The sequence below is a fragment of the Echinicola vietnamensis DSM 17526 genome, from assembly GCF_000325705.1.
Lineage (GTDB): Bacteria > Bacteroidota > Bacteroidia > Cytophagales > Cyclobacteriaceae > Echinicola > Echinicola vietnamensis.
Window position 1 is genome coordinate 1,237,373 of sequence record NC_019904.1, and the last position, 14,661, is coordinate 1,252,033.

Annotated in this window: 15 protein-coding genes; 2 read left to right on the plus strand and 13 right to left on the minus strand. The window is 44.9% G+C overall.

What is annotated here, in order from left to right; all coding sequences use genetic code 11:
* Positions 1-26: 26 nt before the first annotated feature.
* Entirely contained in the window at positions 27-2,327 is a 2,301-nt protein-coding gene (locus ECHVI_RS05225) for a hypothetical protein (RefSeq protein ID WP_015264911.1), read from the minus strand.
* Positions 2,287-3,285: a hypothetical protein gene (locus ECHVI_RS05230; RefSeq protein ID WP_015264912.1), complete on the minus strand. Its 999-nt coding sequence runs from the start codon at positions 3,283-3,285 to the stop codon at positions 2,287-2,289. Before ECHVI_RS05230 ends, ECHVI_RS05225 begins: the two co-directional genes overlap by 41 nt.
* A gap of 527 nt (positions 3,286-3,812) precedes the next feature.
* On the opposite strand from ECHVI_RS05230, the gene ECHVI_RS05235 reads away from it, so the two are divergent.
* Positions 3,813-4,478: a class I SAM-dependent methyltransferase gene (locus ECHVI_RS05235; protein WP_015264913.1), complete on the plus strand. Its 666-nt coding sequence runs from the start codon at positions 3,813-3,815 to the stop codon at positions 4,476-4,478.
* Positions 4,479-4,565: 87 nt separating this feature from the next.
* Here ECHVI_RS05235 and ECHVI_RS05240 read toward each other — a convergent pair whose 3' ends face one another.
* The 6 genes from ECHVI_RS05240 to ECHVI_RS05265 form a co-directional block, all read right to left on the minus strand.
* Positions 4,566-4,745 carry a hypothetical protein gene (locus tag ECHVI_RS05240; RefSeq protein ID WP_041738337.1) on the minus strand — a complete coding sequence of 60 codons (180 nt, stop codon included), beginning with the start codon at positions 4,743-4,745 and terminating at the stop codon, positions 4,566-4,568.
* A 393-nt stretch (positions 4,746-5,138) separates the two neighbouring features.
* Entirely contained in the window at positions 5,139-5,471 is a 333-nt protein-coding gene (locus ECHVI_RS05245; protein ID WP_015264915.1) for a hypothetical protein, read from the minus strand.
* A 15-nt stretch (positions 5,472-5,486) separates the two neighbouring features.
* Positions 5,487-5,957, minus strand: a complete 471-nt coding sequence (locus tag ECHVI_RS05250) for a hypothetical protein (protein ID WP_041738338.1) — start codon at positions 5,955-5,957, stop codon at positions 5,487-5,489.
* A 50-nt stretch (positions 5,958-6,007) separates the two neighbouring features.
* Positions 6,008-6,823, minus strand: a complete 816-nt coding sequence (locus ECHVI_RS24015) for a GNAT family N-acetyltransferase (protein WP_015264917.1) — start codon at positions 6,821-6,823, stop codon at positions 6,008-6,010.
* A 24-nt stretch (positions 6,824-6,847) separates the two neighbouring features.
* The gene (locus tag ECHVI_RS05260; protein ID WP_015264918.1) at positions 6,848-8,530 is read right to left on the minus strand and encodes an N-acyl-D-amino-acid deacylase family protein; all 1,683 of its coding nucleotides are present in this window, start codon (positions 8,528-8,530) and stop codon (positions 6,848-6,850) included.
* A 102-nt stretch (positions 8,531-8,632) separates the two neighbouring features.
* Positions 8,633-9,304 carry an ABC transporter permease family protein gene (locus tag ECHVI_RS05265; protein WP_015264919.1) on the minus strand — a complete coding sequence of 224 codons (672 nt, stop codon included), beginning with the start codon at positions 9,302-9,304 and terminating at the stop codon, positions 8,633-8,635.
* 205 nt (positions 9,305-9,509) lie between these two features.
* Here ECHVI_RS05265 and ECHVI_RS05270 point away from each other — a divergent pair, with 205 nt between their 5' ends.
* Positions 9,510-9,710 (plus strand): hypothetical protein, encoded by a 201-nt coding sequence (locus ECHVI_RS05270; protein ID WP_041738339.1) that lies wholly within the window; start codon positions 9,510-9,512, stop codon positions 9,708-9,710.
* Positions 9,711-9,828: 118 nt separating this feature from the next.
* Here the strand turns inward: ECHVI_RS05270 and ECHVI_RS05275 are convergent, their stop codons facing one another.
* The 5 genes from ECHVI_RS05275 to ECHVI_RS05295 all read right to left on the minus strand — a co-directional run bounded on the left by ECHVI_RS05275 (position 9,829) and on the right by ECHVI_RS05295 (position 14,639).
* Positions 9,829-10,155, minus strand: coding sequence for a DUF3566 domain-containing protein (locus ECHVI_RS05275; RefSeq protein ID WP_015264921.1), 327 nt, complete (start codon positions 10,153-10,155; stop codon positions 9,829-9,831).
* Positions 10,156-10,981: 826 nt separating this feature from the next.
* Positions 10,982-11,566 (minus strand): sugar O-acetyltransferase, encoded by a 585-nt coding sequence (locus tag ECHVI_RS05280; RefSeq protein WP_015264922.1) that lies wholly within the window; start codon positions 11,564-11,566, stop codon positions 10,982-10,984.
* An 85-nt stretch (positions 11,567-11,651) separates the two neighbouring features.
* Positions 11,652-12,062 (minus strand): response regulator, encoded by a 411-nt coding sequence (locus tag ECHVI_RS05285; RefSeq protein ID WP_015264923.1) that lies wholly within the window; start codon positions 12,060-12,062, stop codon positions 11,652-11,654.
* A gap of 16 nt (positions 12,063-12,078) precedes the next feature.
* Complete coding sequence (locus ECHVI_RS05290) at positions 12,079-13,860, minus strand: PAS domain S-box protein (protein WP_015264924.1); 1,782 nt, start codon at positions 13,858-13,860, stop codon at positions 12,079-12,081.
* A 281-nt stretch (positions 13,861-14,141) separates the two neighbouring features.
* Positions 14,142-14,639 (minus strand): DoxX family protein, encoded by a 498-nt coding sequence (locus ECHVI_RS05295; protein WP_015264925.1) that lies wholly within the window; start codon positions 14,637-14,639, stop codon positions 14,142-14,144.
* Between the last annotated feature and the right edge of the window lie 22 nt (positions 14,640-14,661).

The window sequence follows — 14,661 nt, forward strand, 5'->3', positions numbered from 1 at the left end:
AATCCCCATCTAAGCATAAGCCAGTGCTATTCCTTTTCCACGTAGGTCTTGAAATACCCGCATTCTTCAATTACCTCTTGGTAATATTGGGTGTCTGAATATTCCTCCTTTAGTTTTTGGAAGCTTTGCCAAGCGATAAAATCCACATCATCATTTTCTTCTGACCATTCGTTGGCATATTGACTGTAGTACTTTTTGTAGTAATAGTCGTTTCGCTCACACTTGGCCAGCATATAGGTGCATTTCGCTTTTTGTTCCTTTGTGTTGGCCGCATCCAGGGCCATCTGGTAGTACTTTTTGGCAAGGGAACAATCGGTGATCATCTGACGCATGGCCGGGCTGAACCCATAGGGGCTATACGAATAACCCACAATATCCGATTGGTAAGCCCGGACATTACCAAAATGCGTAATATTATAAAACGCATTTCCCAGTAACAGGCTGTTTTGATAAACCGCTTCTTTCTTATCCAGTTTTTCTTGCATCAATTTTAGGGTTCGCAGGAATTTGTCCATTGGATAGGTTTTGCCAAGGGCATGTTCCGCATCGTGATTGTCCCAGATATGGGCATTGAAAGGATTGGCCGGAAACTCTTTTTCAAATCCCCTGGCTTCATAAATCTCCACGGCCTCATCAATGTGATTGGCAAAAAGTGCTTGAATGACCTCATAAAAATAGATGTCTTCTAAGTTGATGGGATAGAGGCTTTCACCAATTCGCTCTATTCCGCTATGCTGATCAGAAAGTAGGAATTGCTTGAGGTTTTCAGTGTTCTTAGGGTGGTCAAAAAACGTAGACTGGTTGTCATACTGATAAAAGTATCCCGCATAGCTGTTGGAAAACAGTTCGCTCATCAGCCTATTCCCCGATTTGGCGTAAAGCAGGGAAAGGTATTGCTTGCTCCAGCGTTGGGCATTTTCGTACCGGAATACCCCGCTGTTGGGATAGCTTTGGTCGGGTAGATCAAAGTATAACCAATTTAGGTCACCGACCAGCGCTTCCAATTCCGCAGGATTGGCATTTTCCAGTTTGTTGAGCTGGTTGATCAGGCGTAATAGCCGAAGCTGGTTTTTGGCCAATTGGGTATTGGGGAGGGTTTCTGCTGCCTGGTCAAAAACCTTTTGGGCAGCATCAAACCGGTCATTGAGCGTTAGTAAATATCCATGTGAAATGTTCCATAAGAAAGGATTATCCGTCTTTCCTGATTGGGCGATTTTACCCACCAGTTCCAATGCCTCCCTACTGATTTCTTCATGCTGCTGTTTTTTGTAAAGGTCAAAATCCTCATAAGCCCGATTGGTTTCGGTATTGTAAAAAGGGTCTTTGATGTAACGCTCCTGGTGATTGATCAGTCTGGTCAGGAGAAAATTAAGGTGGGAACTTTTCGGGTCCAAGGCAAAGATCTGATTAATGGCCACTTCCTCCCGGGTATAATAGCCCTGCAAGGCCCACAGTGTGGTTTTTTCCGCTGTGGAATGGGCAAGCGGAAGGGTCTCTTCTTCAAAGACCACTGAATCTTGCGGGTGATAACTGTAGATGGCTACTTTTTGCATGGGTGCGCAGGCATTGAAAACTTGGGCATAATAAAGATTAGAGCGGCTGAAGTCTTTCTGCTGGTAGTATACCCCGGCTTTGTAGGCCAGTGCCCTGTAGTATAAAGTGTTCTTGGGCACAGTTGTAGCCGTCCGATCAAAGAACGTAATGACTTTAGCCTTGTCAGAGGCACTGTAGAAATAGGCCTTTATTACTTGAAACCAATACCGTTGTTTTAGGAAATTGTCGCTCACTTCTTCATATTTTTCCTGAAGCTGGCGAAATAAGCCTTCATCTGATAGCGGGGTGCTTTTTTGCGGTTTCCATGACCAATAGCCATCATTCAGTGAGGCAGATTCTACTTGTTTTGCCAAGGTCAAAAAGGTGAGGAATGCTCGCGTCTTAGAATCGTTAAAATCGATTGATTTTGTCCAAACGGGTAAATCCACATCCGTAAGGGTGGGGCGTTGGATAAGGGTATCTATGAGCGCCGTGTTTCCTTGGAGCAAAAGTGAATCTATGACAGCTTTGGGAACGGCTGTTCCCAGGTATTCAGACCAGTCTTCGACTATTTCATCGTTAAACCGGCCATTGTGCTGCTCATCAGCACCATCATAATAGAAGAAATTTTCTTCCAGAAGCAGCGGTTCGTAGGCTTTGTCCACATAGATTTCAGGAGTAAAATTGGAGGTCAGAACATCGTAATACCCCCCGCAGGCTTTTACCACGAGGTATGTCAACAGCAAACTGCCACTAAAAAGCAGCCCTAACTTGAGAAAAGATATCTTTTTCATAATTTTTTAAGTTCAATGCGTCAAGGTCATAAAAAATGACTTCTTCTACTTTCATGTGTGTTCCAAGATCATGCGCCATTTCCAGCAATTGTTCTTGGCTTACCGATTCGATTTTGAGGACATCACCTTTGCGGTAGTACGTTCCGTGACGAAGGACATCGCGTTTTACCTCAAAAATGTCAGGCTTTTGGGCTGAAAAGGCAGCTTCCGTTTTCAGCGCATTAGCCGTTACCTTCGGCCGTAGTCCCAGTACTTGACCGTTCCTAAGATGGATGGCCCAGCCAAATATCGGCAGGGCTACTTTCAGTGGCAATGGATAATCTTTTAACGTATACGTATATAAATCAGCAATGGTCTTGTCATAAATGGAACTGCCAGGACCTGCATTGATTTCGCCCATATTATAATACATCAATACACCGTATGCCACGTTCGGTACTTTGGTTTGTTGGGCGTATTTGACCTGGTGGAGGCGAATGGTGGCAGAAAGTTGCTTTTCAGAGATCTTGTCAAGGCTATCGATAAAGGCCATGAAGTTGTCCCTGCTTTTGAGGCTCCAGTCACAGTCAATTTGGATTTCCCCGTAGGAAAGTCGGTTGCTTTTGGAGATAGAATGGACGTATTTGCTGATTTTTTTTGCCAGTTCAGCCACATCCAAATTAGCAGACAGCATCACTTCATTCTTGATGTATACCACCGGGACGATTTCTAACGTATCGGGAAAATGGTCGAGGGTCGCCTCACTGACAGGATATGGCAGTCCGTCGGCGTTTAGCGCGACATCAAAATACCGAACATAGAGTTTGTCGACCTGATTGGTTTCGAGGGCATCGTATTCCGGCTTTTTAAGGTCAAAAGTCGTTTTCCAATAGTAAAAGGAGACAGTGGGCGGATTGGTCTGCTGGCAAGCGCCCAAGCAGGCCATAAAAACAACCAGTATAAAAATGCGTGTTCCCATTGCTAAAAAGCGTATAAAGCATCGATCCTATCAGATACAAAGTAACTATAATATGACGAGGAAGTCTGATTTTATGTCGACAAATAGAAACCTGTTCTTGATTTATTTAATAACCTTAGTTCGATTATAAAACCGTCGCTGCGAGCTTGTCTGGAGTCAAGCAGGGCTTAGGGGGAGATTAGAGGGGTGAAAGCCGTGGCAGCTCGCCGCGGCGAGCTGCCACGGCCTTTTTCCAATCCACATCCTCCTAAAAAGGGCCTGCCTGGGCAGACAGGTTCGCAATGCAGGGAAATCGCTTTTAACCCCTTAAAGTTATTTTATTTAAGCAAAAAGCGTCAGACCGAGCGGACCTGTCTATCCTCCAGGTAGAGTCGAGGTCCAACGTCTAGCCTTCGCCTTTAGTTTATCCTGAGCTTGTCGAAGGGCTCAGGCTGACATCTCTTTACTAATAGTTTAAAAACGATTTCCCTGTTTATGAGCTAGTGCCATGCCCTAAAACAAACTTTATTTTCTAACTTTATTCACCTATGAAAAAGTCATTTACCGAAGAAGAACTTAAAGCCATTGCTACCCAGCTGAGCCACCCAAAAGGGGAAATGGGCATCGATGTTGCCGCTACCATGCATGAATCAAACCTCTCCATGACCGAAAAGGCCATCGAGCTGCTTCATTTGGAAAAGGGGGATCGGGTGCTGGAACTCGGTCATGGAAGTGCGATGCATGTGGGACCGCTGTTGGCTGAAGCCGATGGTCTCCAATATGCCGGGCTGGAAATTTCCCAGCTGATGCATGAAGAAGCCAAAAAACACAACACCACATGGATCGATGAGGGAAAGGCTGCTTTTTACCAATATGATGGGAAGAAAGCACCTTTTGAGTCGGGAAGCTTTGATAAGATTTTTACGGTCAACACCATTTACTTTTGGAGCGAGCCGAAGAAAACCACGATGGAGCTAAAACGGTTGCTGGCTGATGAAGGAAGCTTGGTGATTGCCTTTGCGCAGAAGCGGTTTATGGAAAACCTACCTTTTACCAAATATGGGTTTACCTTTTACGATGATGAGAATGTTATTGAGCTGATGGCAGCGGTAGGCTTGGTGCCCTTGGAGCAATCGGACGTCACCGAAACGGTCAAGAGCAAAGCGATGGAAGAGGTAGAGCGGGAGTTTACGGTGATGCGTTTTTCGAGGTAGTTTTCAGGTGTTCTTGATCGTTTTTTTTCCAGTATTTGGCCAAATTGGTAAGTAAATGACATCCTTATGGGGCTTTTTGAGAATTGCTTAACTCATCAAGCCAATGATCAATACCGTCATGATGACCAAAAGCACTGCGATCTTTAGGATCAGGAAGCCTTTCCATTCGAAAAGGCTGCGGACACGGCTTTTTCTAAGCACTTCGTCTTTGGTCGGCGCCTTTACCAGGGCAAACGCATTTAGAAAATCCAGTTTACGTCGGTCCACAAATCTGCCGTGTCCAAGTATGCGGTAATTGCAGCACAAGGGAAATTATCCCCTGTAAGGGGAACTTAATTCAGCCCAATGGAGCCCATTGGGCTAGTATGGTGAGGACAAACAAGTCCTTACGGCCTGTAAGGGCAATTAAGAATAATAATCGTTAAAAACACCTAGTGGGAGTATTCAGCTAGGCTTTCAGCCTGCGGAGGGAATGGGTATTGGCATATCACCCCAAGGTGTTGCCTTGGGCTAAGGTGAGTAAGGCCTTCAGCCTTTGGCTTCTGGTGTTGGTTAGGGAAAAACAAGCTTGAAGGCGCCTTCAGCCTTAGAACCGAAAATGGCGGATGATTTCTATAAATGCGTTTTCCCTGGGGCCTTTATATTTTGTCATGTTGGATATTATATCAATTTCCACCCCAGCGCGGTATTTACCGTGCCTTTCACCACATCAAATGCAGCATTGATGGCCCCTTCTACGGCCAATATGCCCAATCCTTCTATGGTCAGTAAGACGATGCGGGCACTGCTCTTTTGGATTTCCAAGTAATGTTTGGCCTGCTCTTCGGTGATTTTGCCTTGCAATTTCAGTTCACCGATCAATTTGAGGTTGTTGGCGAGTACTTTTAGCTCATTTTCCGCAAAGGGTTTGGCTTCTTCCCAATGGTTGCTCAGCACGCCTTGCGCGGCCACGACCATTTGCTCGAATAGTTCTTCTGTGTTGATTTGTGACATGAGGTGAGAGGGTTATCAGTTTTCGTAAGATTCTCCACGTTTTAGGGCCATTTGCAGTCGGATGATGGCCGTAAAGGCGGAATTGAAAGCAGTCTTCAGTGGAGGCAATTGCTCGGCAGAGGCAAATCCCATTTGGTGCAAAAACTCAAGGTTGCGCAGCATGTTTTGCAGTTCTTTTACCTGCTCTTGCACAATGCGGTTTTTGTCCACTGCTGCAGCCCTGACCGCCAAGGTGTTCAGGTCCACTTTGGCCTCGTCAAAGAATTCCTGATAATGCTCGTAAGCTGCCTCATCAGTGCCAATGTTCCTTTCTAGCGACACAAAATAAGCGGTCACTTTTTCTTCAAGGGCAGTTACTTTTTCATCTGTAATGGGATCGTATTCGCTGATCAAGCGAACAGAAGTACAGGCTTGTCCGCACCACAAGAGCAGCAGAAGGAAACTGATCAGTTTCCCTTTTGTAGCGATTCGATTGGATAGTTTCATGTCGTTGTCGTCTAATAACAATTTTTGATGCTCTAATTTCCTTTTAATCCTCAGTGCTCTTTTCCTTCGTATTTCCACATCGGCACCGTTTTTCCGGCCTGTTCGAAGCCCATTTTTTTGTAAAAGGGTACTGCCTTGACCTCCGCAGTGAGCATTTGCATGTGGAAGCCTGCGTATTTTTCGAACATCCTCTCCATGATTTTGCGGCCAATGCCTTTTCCCTGATGACTGGGCAAAACCAGTAAATGCGGGAAATACACCACCAAATGGCCATCGGAAATGGCATTGCCCAATCCAACCAACTGGTCGTTTTCCCAAGCGGTGACCAAACTATCCGAGTGGGTGAGGCCTTTATAGAGCACCTCAGGTTTATTTGCGGAACTCCAGTGGTTTTTTTGGTAGAGTGGCAGTAGTTGCTCTAGCGTAAAATCCCGATGTTCTGCTATTTCCACCGTCGTTTTCTCCATGATGATATAGTCAATGCCTTTTTTGGCAAAGGTTTGTTGGGTTTTTTGAAGCCCAAATTTTTCGTAAAAGGCGGTTTTGTCCGCACGGGCATTGCACCAGATGCGATGGATGCCTTCTTCTTCCAAATGGGAAATGATATAGCGGAGCAAAATGCTGCCATAACCCTTTCCTTGCTGTGAGGTTTCCGTGGCGAATTTCCTGAACTGTGCCTGTCCGTTTTTTACAAATACGGATATCACCGTACAGATTTGATCTCCTTGTACCAATCCAAAATGTCGGCCATGTGGATCCACTTCAAGTTTGACATCATCAAACGGTTGATCTGGCCACATCACACGATGGCGAAGGGCCCATGTGTCTTCCGGCCGTAAGGAGATGATTTTATAATTAGGTTCCATTTGATAATTGTCGCGATAAGTTGATTATGGACGGCTTCCTTTCCAACCGGGACCGCGGACTGCCCTACCGGGAAAGGCACCGGTGTGTTTACCTTGTCGAAGGACTTGCTGGCCATTTACCAATACATGTACCATGCCTGTTGCATACTGGTGTGGCTGGTCAAAGGTAGCCTTGTCCTCAATTTTTTCTGGATCAAAAATAGCGATATCGGCGTAATATCCTGGTTTTAGCAATCCTCTCTTTTCAATGCGAAGGTTCGTAGCAGGCAAATGGGTCAGTTTATAAATGGCCTCTTCGAGGGGGATGACCTTTTCTTCCCGGACGTACTTTCCAAGCAATCGGGCAAAGTTACCGTAGGCTCGTGGATGGGTGCTGGATTGGAGGAATACCCCTTCCGCCGCCATGGATTGCGCATCCGAGCCAAAGCTCATCCAAGGGAGTTGGAGTTGCTTTTGGACATTTTCTTCGGACATCAGAAAGTAAACCGTTCCTACGCGGCTGCCGTCTTCTACCACCAAGTCCATGGCCGTTTCTTCTGGGGATTTGCCTCTCAGCTCGGCCACCTCTGCCAAGGTTTTACCGGTAAGGTGTTTGAGGCTGTCATTTTTAAAACCTACCAAGATCATTTTGTCTGCCGACCCTGCCGCTTGCATCAGGCTCTCCCAAGTGATGGCAGGACTTTTCATTTCCTGCAGGACCTTTTTTCGGATTTCAGGATCCTGAAGCCGTTTGGCCCAAGCCTCGTAGCCTCCTTCTTGCACCCACGGCGGCATGGCAGCATCCAGGCCGGTGGCACCGGCAGTATAAGTGTACATATCCGTGGTGATGTGGAGGCCGGCGTTTCTGGCCGAGTCCACCTTCCGAACCACCTCATCAAACTTGCTCCAATTGGCCTCACCGCTTTGTTTCAGATGGTAAACTTCTGCGCGGATATTCGCTTCACTGGCGATTTCTATCAATTCATCCAAGCTTTCCAACAGTTTGTTTCCCTCGCTTCGCAAGTGGGAAATATACATGCCATCATATTCCGAGGCGACCTTACAGAGGGCGATAAGCTCTTCTGTGCTGGAATAAAAAGCCGGTGCGTAGATCAGCGATGAGCCGATGCCCAGTGCTCCTTCTTCCATGGCCTGCCTCACCATCATTTTCATGGAATCGAGCTCCTGCGGACTGGGTGCCCGATCTTCATACCCGACGGTATTGACCCGAAGGGTGGTGGCCCCTACGAAAGAGGCGACGTTAGTGGACACACCTTTTTTTTCGAGAAATTCCAAGTATCCGCCCAACGTCGTCCACGGGATATCATAGGTGATTTTTCCTTGATCAGCTTTCATTTCCCGACGGGTAGCAGGAGTCAGTGGCCCCCAAGAGCTGCCTTCCCCAAAGATTTCCAATGTGACGCCTTGTTTGATATCACTCATGGAGCGGCCATCTTCGATCAGGGATTCCACTGCCCAGCTGAGCATGTTGATGAAGCCGGGAGCTACGACCAAGCCTTTGGCATCTATTTCTTGGTCGGCAGTCTTATCCGCTAAGTCACCTACAGCGGCCACCGTATCGGCTCGGATACCCACGTCGGCAATATAAGAAGGCTTTCCGCTGCCATCCACCACTTGGCCATTTCGGATAATGGTATCAAAATCCGTTGGCTGATGACATGCAAAGGCAAGTAGAAGAAGTAGGATAAGGGGAAAATGCTGTTTCATGAGATAAATGGTTAATCATGGTAAGTTATACCAAAAAATGAAGTCCTCCAAAAGCTCGCAAATGGGGCTGCTGGAGGGCAGTGGAAAATTGGTGGGGGAGTCTTAGGATGCTTCCAGCAAATCGGAAAGATCTTTCTGGGTAATTACCCGAAAGGCATACCTAAACCCTGCATAAGCTGCTATGCCATAAAAGAGCAGGTCCATAAAGCTAAAGGTCTCTGTCATCACAGGAATCAGGTAAGCATAATCAAACATAAATAAGGCATCAGCATATCCGAGCCCCTCGGTATTGGCCAAGTAGGCAATGATACTCAGGAAATTGCCTAGCAAGCAACTGAACAAAGCGATTATTGCACCGCAAATTCCAAATACCTGATCCAGCCCTTTTCCCACATAACGCATGGAAAAGCCTACCATGGCCCCGATGGCGACGGCCATGTAGCCGATCTGATAATTTGTGCTGACGGTGATCGCAGCCCACAATACCGCTCCGGCGATGCCCACGAGCAATCCACCGAAAATGGCCATGGGAAGGTTTTGCTCCATGCGGAGCTTTTCATAATCATCAGCGGAAAGTTTGTTTTGGAGCGATTGGTTGTCCAAGGCCACCTCATCATTTAGCTGGATTCGAGCGGCTTCGTCCACTTCATATTCGGCACATTTGTCCATAAATGAAGGTTTGGCGTTGGTCAAAGAGCAGACGAGGCCAATCTCATGATCCATCTTCCGTTTGGTGCATGTTTTACAAATAGCGAGTTGTTGTTCTAGTTTCATGACAAAAAGTTTTTAGGAATAAACAGCCATAATAACCATAAAAATCAATATTTCTCGCTTGTTGTCAGTTTTTTATGTCCTTTGGATTTTTATTTTGATGGGTCAAGGTTGTTGTCTCAAAAATCAGTCGGCACATTTAGGTGTGCCAATTGAGTGGCTAGTTTGTCCGTCTGTGGTCCGGGCCAGAGGGTAAACACTGATTTTTTTGGCCATCCTTAGTGAGCACTTTGATGGTGCGGAATCCGATAAATTTGGTCGCAAAGACTTTTTGAATGTCCTTGGCATAGAAAGAGAGATGATGGTTTTTATGCACTATAAAGCTCCAAAAAAGGAAAATGCCACAAAGACCAGCCAAAAAGATCCAAATCATACGATGGATGCTTCCCGTTTGATTCGAAAAGAGTAGATTGAAAGCGGCTATCAGTAGGATCAGCAGGAGTTGGATTCTGGGCATTTGTTTATTGACCGTACCCGCATCATCAAAACTGATCGTATCACTCGATGCATTATAATGAACGTTCATTTTATTGAAATGGGTTTTTTGTCCTATCGATTTCATCAGCGATTTCCACTTCTATTCCCCCGATCCACTTGGCGATCAGGTTATAGACCAGACAGGCAATGGCCGTCATCACAAAGACAATTACTGCATAGACAAATGGTAAGAACAGAAACAAAATACCACTCCCAAAGCCATTCAAAAAACTATAGTGCTCCGAAAAGCGACTTAATCCGGCCAACGTCATGAACAGCCCAATCGGAATCATCAAAATGGCCATGAATACAAAATAAACCAGGGCAAACATAGCGGCCGTCTGGACCACTCCAAAACGTTTAATTCTTCTTTTCATGTTGTATTACGGTAAAAATATTGTTCAAAAACAATAATATACAAAATATATTGTATACAAATCGATTTTTAACCCTATTTATGTATTAGAAAGATTGCAAATCCTGGATCAAGCAATATTTATGGGGGCAGCTTTATTTAAAAGGATGCTATTTTAATTGTGGACTGGATAAATCCAAGGTTTGCCGAGAAGTCCTCTTTATAGCCAAAGGCATGGGCATCGTAAACTATTAAAGTCATGTAAGCCGCGGATAAAAGATATGAACATGGATTTGCCATTTTTTAAGTATTCTATCTGTGTTTATCAGCGTTCATCCGTGGCCAAATAGCAACCAAAGATGGCAAAGAACATATTTACCCATCGGAATAGGCTACACCCAACTTTTCGGCTTGATCCCAAATCCTGAGTAGCGTTTTGCATCATAAACTTCCAAGCGCATTACAAATGCTTTGTTCGGTAAGCCGCTCATTAAAAACCAGCGCTAGTTGGGAGGCTGTCTCATAAATAAATAATCCGTCATCACGAACGGAGTGAAGTGATCTCAATGTGCTTTCATTGCACGTATGACGAGATTGCTTCTTCCGATATCCATCGGAATCGCAATGACGAGGACTTATGAGACAACCTCAGATAGATATGCTTTAGCTGCCCTGATAGGTAATTATAGTAGCCATTACACCGATAATAGATAAAAATGGCGCGGTCAGTTTTAGTAAATGCTAACACGAATCATCAATTGACGTACAAAAATATACACTTTGTTGTTATTTTGGCACAGTACAAGATTGTTCTAAAGCATAGGTAATTTCTGCTGGTAAAACCGGATTTAGATCTCCTTCACGACCCTGCATGGATTACCAAAAGCCAAGACATCACTGGGGATGTCCTTGGTCACCACCGAGCCTGCGCCAATGGTCACATTGTCCCCAATGCTCACACCCGGCATGATACAAACGTTGCCGCCGATCCAGACATTGTCCCCGATTGTGACGGGCTTGCTGGAGGTACGGTAAATGGGTTCCCCTGCTTGGCGCTCGGACGGATCTTTTATCCTTTCCGATGCCTTCAGCGGATGCGTGGCCGTGTAGATTTGAACTCCGGGTGCAATCAATCCGTTTTTGCCGATTTTGATCAAGTTATCATCCAGGAAGGTGCAGTTCATATTTATAAAAGTCTCCGCTCCGATGAAAATGTTTTCCCCGTAGTCGCAGTAGAATGGCGCTTCAATCCAGACATTATCTCCTTTCTTACCCAATAGTTTGGAAAGGAGTTCCGCCCTTTCAGCCATTTTATCAGCATCCAGGGCATTGAACGTTTTGAGTAACTTCCGAGCCTTTTGGTACTGTGCGATCAGTGCGGGATCGAGCGTATTGTAGGATAGGCCACGGAGCATTTTTTCTTTTTCGGTCATACTTCTAATACGTTTATTATCGCATTTCCACCCAAAGAAAACAGGATTATTTAGCAATTCATGGTAAAACTGCTACTTGCGTTTATTAATCTGCGAAGTGCTTTTCGATGATTTCGGTAATTTTTTCGTAGGTAAGTGGCTTACTGCGGTATTCGCTAATTTCCTGATAGGTTTTGGCTTTTGCATCATCATCAGGATTTAGACTGGTGGTAAGCATAACGATTACATTTTTAGCTTTGAGATGTTGGGGAAGCTTTTTATACTCCTCCAGAAAATCCCAACCACTAATGCCTGGCATGTTAATATCCAAGAAGATCAGTTCTGGCCGTGGATAATCACTTCCTCCTGCTTTATTGATATACTCCAATGCAGCCATGCCACTTTGGACGGGGACTATTTTTTCGACTAATCCGGTTCGCTTGAGGATAATTTCGTTGATGAAGTTGGTGGGTTCATCATCATCTACTAGCAAAACACACTTAATTTTTTTATTCATTAGATTATTGAGTTTATTAGTTTGGAACGGTAAACAAGAAAGAACTTCCTTTGCCAAGCTCAGAATGCACCCATATTTTTCCGCCGTGGAGTTCCACGATCTTTTGACAATGGGCAAGCCCTATCCCCGTGCCGTCGTAAGTATTTCTGGTATGAAGCCGTTGGAAAATGATAAAAATACGTTCTTTAAATTTATTTTCTATCCCAATGCCATTGTCCTTGATGCAGAACAACCAATGATCGGCCTTTTTGGTGACCCCAATCTGGATTTTAGGAGGAACCCCTTCTTGGTGGAATTTGATTCCGTTGGTGATAAGGTTTTGGAATAATAAGCGGAGCTCAGTATAATTTCCTTTGATGTGCGGCAGATTATCTGCATGGATCGATGCATTCGTAGCTTTAATTTGGGAGCTAAGATCCACTTTGATATCGCTGATCAAGGAATTGCAATCCACCATGACCGGTTTTCGCTCTCTGCCAATCCTACTGTAATCCAATAATCCTTTGATGAGTTGGCGCATTCTTCCGGTGGCTTCCATGATGTACTGCATGCTCTTTTTACCGGTTTCGTCAAAATGCTCCCCGTAGTTTTCGGATAAAAATTCCGTAAAGCTCATCACCGTCTGTAAGGGCTCCTGAAGGTCATGGGATGCCACATAGGCAAATTGCTCGAGCTCCTTGTTTTTGACTTGCAGCTTTTTATTAAAATCCTGCATTTCTTTTTTTACGGCCGCTTTTTCACTGGTGTCACGGATGACCGCAATGGCCAAGGCACCATCTTCGGTTTCCAAGGGACTGAGGGAAATTTCTACGGGAAATTCCTCACCGGACTTGCGCACACCGGATAATTCCAGCCCGGAGGCCATTGGCCTGGTCTCGGCAGTATGGAAAAATTCATCCCGATGGTTGGTATGGCGATGGTGATAGCGCATGGGGACGAGCATTTCGATTTTATTCCCTATCAGTTCACTTTTACTGTATCCAAAAATGTTGACCACTTGCTCGTTGGCCAGTTGGATGTTGCCATCCTTATCGGCAAGAATAATGGCATCTGGAGCACTTTCCAGTAAGCCCTTAAATTTATTTTCTGCTTTTTTCCGGTCGGTAATATTTCGGATTGCAGCGGAGACAAATAGCCCATCTTCGGTTTTCAGCGGGCTGAGGGAAATCTCCACCGGAAATACAGAGCCATCTTTCCGCTTTCCGAACAGTTCCATGCCCTGGCCCATGCTTCGAGGTTTGGGTTGCTTGGCATAGCTTTTCCTGTTTTGCTTGTGCTTGCTGATGTACTTGTCAGGAATGAGAATTTCCAATTCGCTGCCGATAAGCTCTTCCTTGTTATAGCCAAATTGGTTTTCTGTTTGGGCATTTATCAATACGATCTGCCCTTCCGAATTGACAATGACCATGGCATCAGGAGCGGTTTCTACTAGCGCTTGAGCTTTGCTGGCGACTTTATCAGACTGGTTGACTTTCCTGAAAAACACCGATATCCCGGTTATTTTACCATCCTCATCTTTTACAGGTGAAAATTGAGCGGATACCAATTTCTTTCTATCGCCTTTCGAAACGATGTTAAATTTAAAAGGATCCAAGGTTTCATTGAAGAGAATAGCTTCCCGCAATTGATCAAAGTCCATTTTCGCCTCATGAACCAACGCCCCATATTCCATCCCCAGAAGGGAAGAGCGATTATACTCGAATAACTTATAGCTTGCGGCGTTGCTGTACACCACATTGCCCCTTAGATCAAAGGCTAAAATAGCATCCCTGGCATTACTAAATACCTGACTGTCCACTTAACTTACACCAATAAATGTCATGAATCCGTTTACATCTTCACCATTACGGAAGGAATGCTCCATAGGACAAACATCATTGCATAACTCCCTAAAGCTTAAGTTTATTTAAAAAAATGCTTGTCTTAATAATGGTGAATTGATGTAAATATAGTGGTATTTTTAAACAAAAGTAATGGGAACCATCAATTGGCAATAAAGTTTATAAAAAATGTACTTAAAAGTAGTTTATATGTTTTTTTATGTAGATTGTGTGACGAATTGCGCCGCATATTTATGAATTATGTATCTCTCTTAGCCGTTGGTGTTTTTTGTAAACTTGATTTTTTATTCACCAGTACCCACCAATACGTCCAAGCGATAAGCAGGATTTGAAAGGGAATTCTGAACCAAAGGTAGTTAAGACCTGGCCCATCGAATTGGCCAGTTTTATAGTTTAATTGTTCCACGGCGGCTTTTATATTGGCAGGAAGCATCAAAATGAAGAATATCATCAGCAGTAGGCCGGTAATCTTCCGGACAGGGCGCAGGTGGATGCCCACTGCGGCAATGATTTCTACCAAACCGGTGAAATAGACCATGGCGATTTTGAAGGGTATAAAGTCTGGGATCATTTTGGCCATTCCAGCGGTAAACATCACATGGCCCATGGCGGTAAAGACCAGCATGGTACTGAGGGCAATTCTCCCAACCAAGGGCCAGTGGATCGCTTTCCGCAGCAGCCGCAGCACTCCTGCTGCCATTCCAAAACTTATTAGCAAGACAAATAGCGGTAACATCGCATCTTTAGGTTTTTGGCAA

Excerpts from the sequence above, each read along its gene's own strand:
- ECHVI_RS05275 (WP_015264921.1), bottom strand. The coding sequence starts at position 10,155 with ATGAAAAGAAGAATTAAACGTTTTGGAGTGGTCCAGACGGCCGCTATG.
- ECHVI_RS05225 (WP_015264911.1), bottom strand. The coding sequence starts at position 2,327 with ATGAAAAAGATATCTTTTCTCAAGTTAGGGCTGCTTTTTAGTGGCAGT.
- ECHVI_RS24015 (WP_015264917.1), bottom strand. The coding sequence starts at position 6,823 with ATGGAACCTAATTATAAAATCATCTCCTTACGGCCGGAAGACACATGG.
- ECHVI_RS05250 (WP_041738338.1), bottom strand. The coding sequence starts at position 5,957 with ATGAAACTATCCAATCGAATCGCTACAAAAGGGAAACTGATCAGTTTC.
- ECHVI_RS05260 (WP_015264918.1), bottom strand. The coding sequence starts at position 8,530 with ATGAAACAGCATTTTCCCCTTATCCTACTTCTTCTACTTGCCTTTGCA.
- ECHVI_RS05285 (WP_015264923.1), bottom strand. The coding sequence starts at position 12,062 with ATGAATAAAAAAATTAAGTGTGTTTTGCTAGTAGATGATGATGAACCC.
- ECHVI_RS05235 (WP_015264913.1), top strand. The coding sequence starts at position 3,813 with ATGAAAAAGTCATTTACCGAAGAAGAACTTAAAGCCATTGCTACCCAG.
- ECHVI_RS05295 (WP_015264925.1), bottom strand. The coding sequence starts at position 14,639 with ATGTTACCGCTATTTGTCTTGCTAATAAGTTTTGGAATGGCAGCAGGA.
- ECHVI_RS05245 (WP_015264915.1), bottom strand. The coding sequence starts at position 5,471 with ATGTCACAAATCAACACAGAAGAACTATTCGAGCAAATGGTCGTGGCC.
- ECHVI_RS05265 (WP_015264919.1), bottom strand. The coding sequence starts at position 9,304 with ATGAAACTAGAACAACAACTCGCTATTTGTAAAACATGCACCAAACGG.
- ECHVI_RS05230 (WP_015264912.1), bottom strand. The coding sequence starts at position 3,285 with ATGGGAACACGCATTTTTATACTGGTTGTTTTTATGGCCTGCTTGGGC.
- ECHVI_RS05280 (WP_015264922.1), bottom strand. The coding sequence starts at position 11,566 with ATGACCGAAAAAGAAAAAATGCTCCGTGGCCTATCCTACAATACGCTC.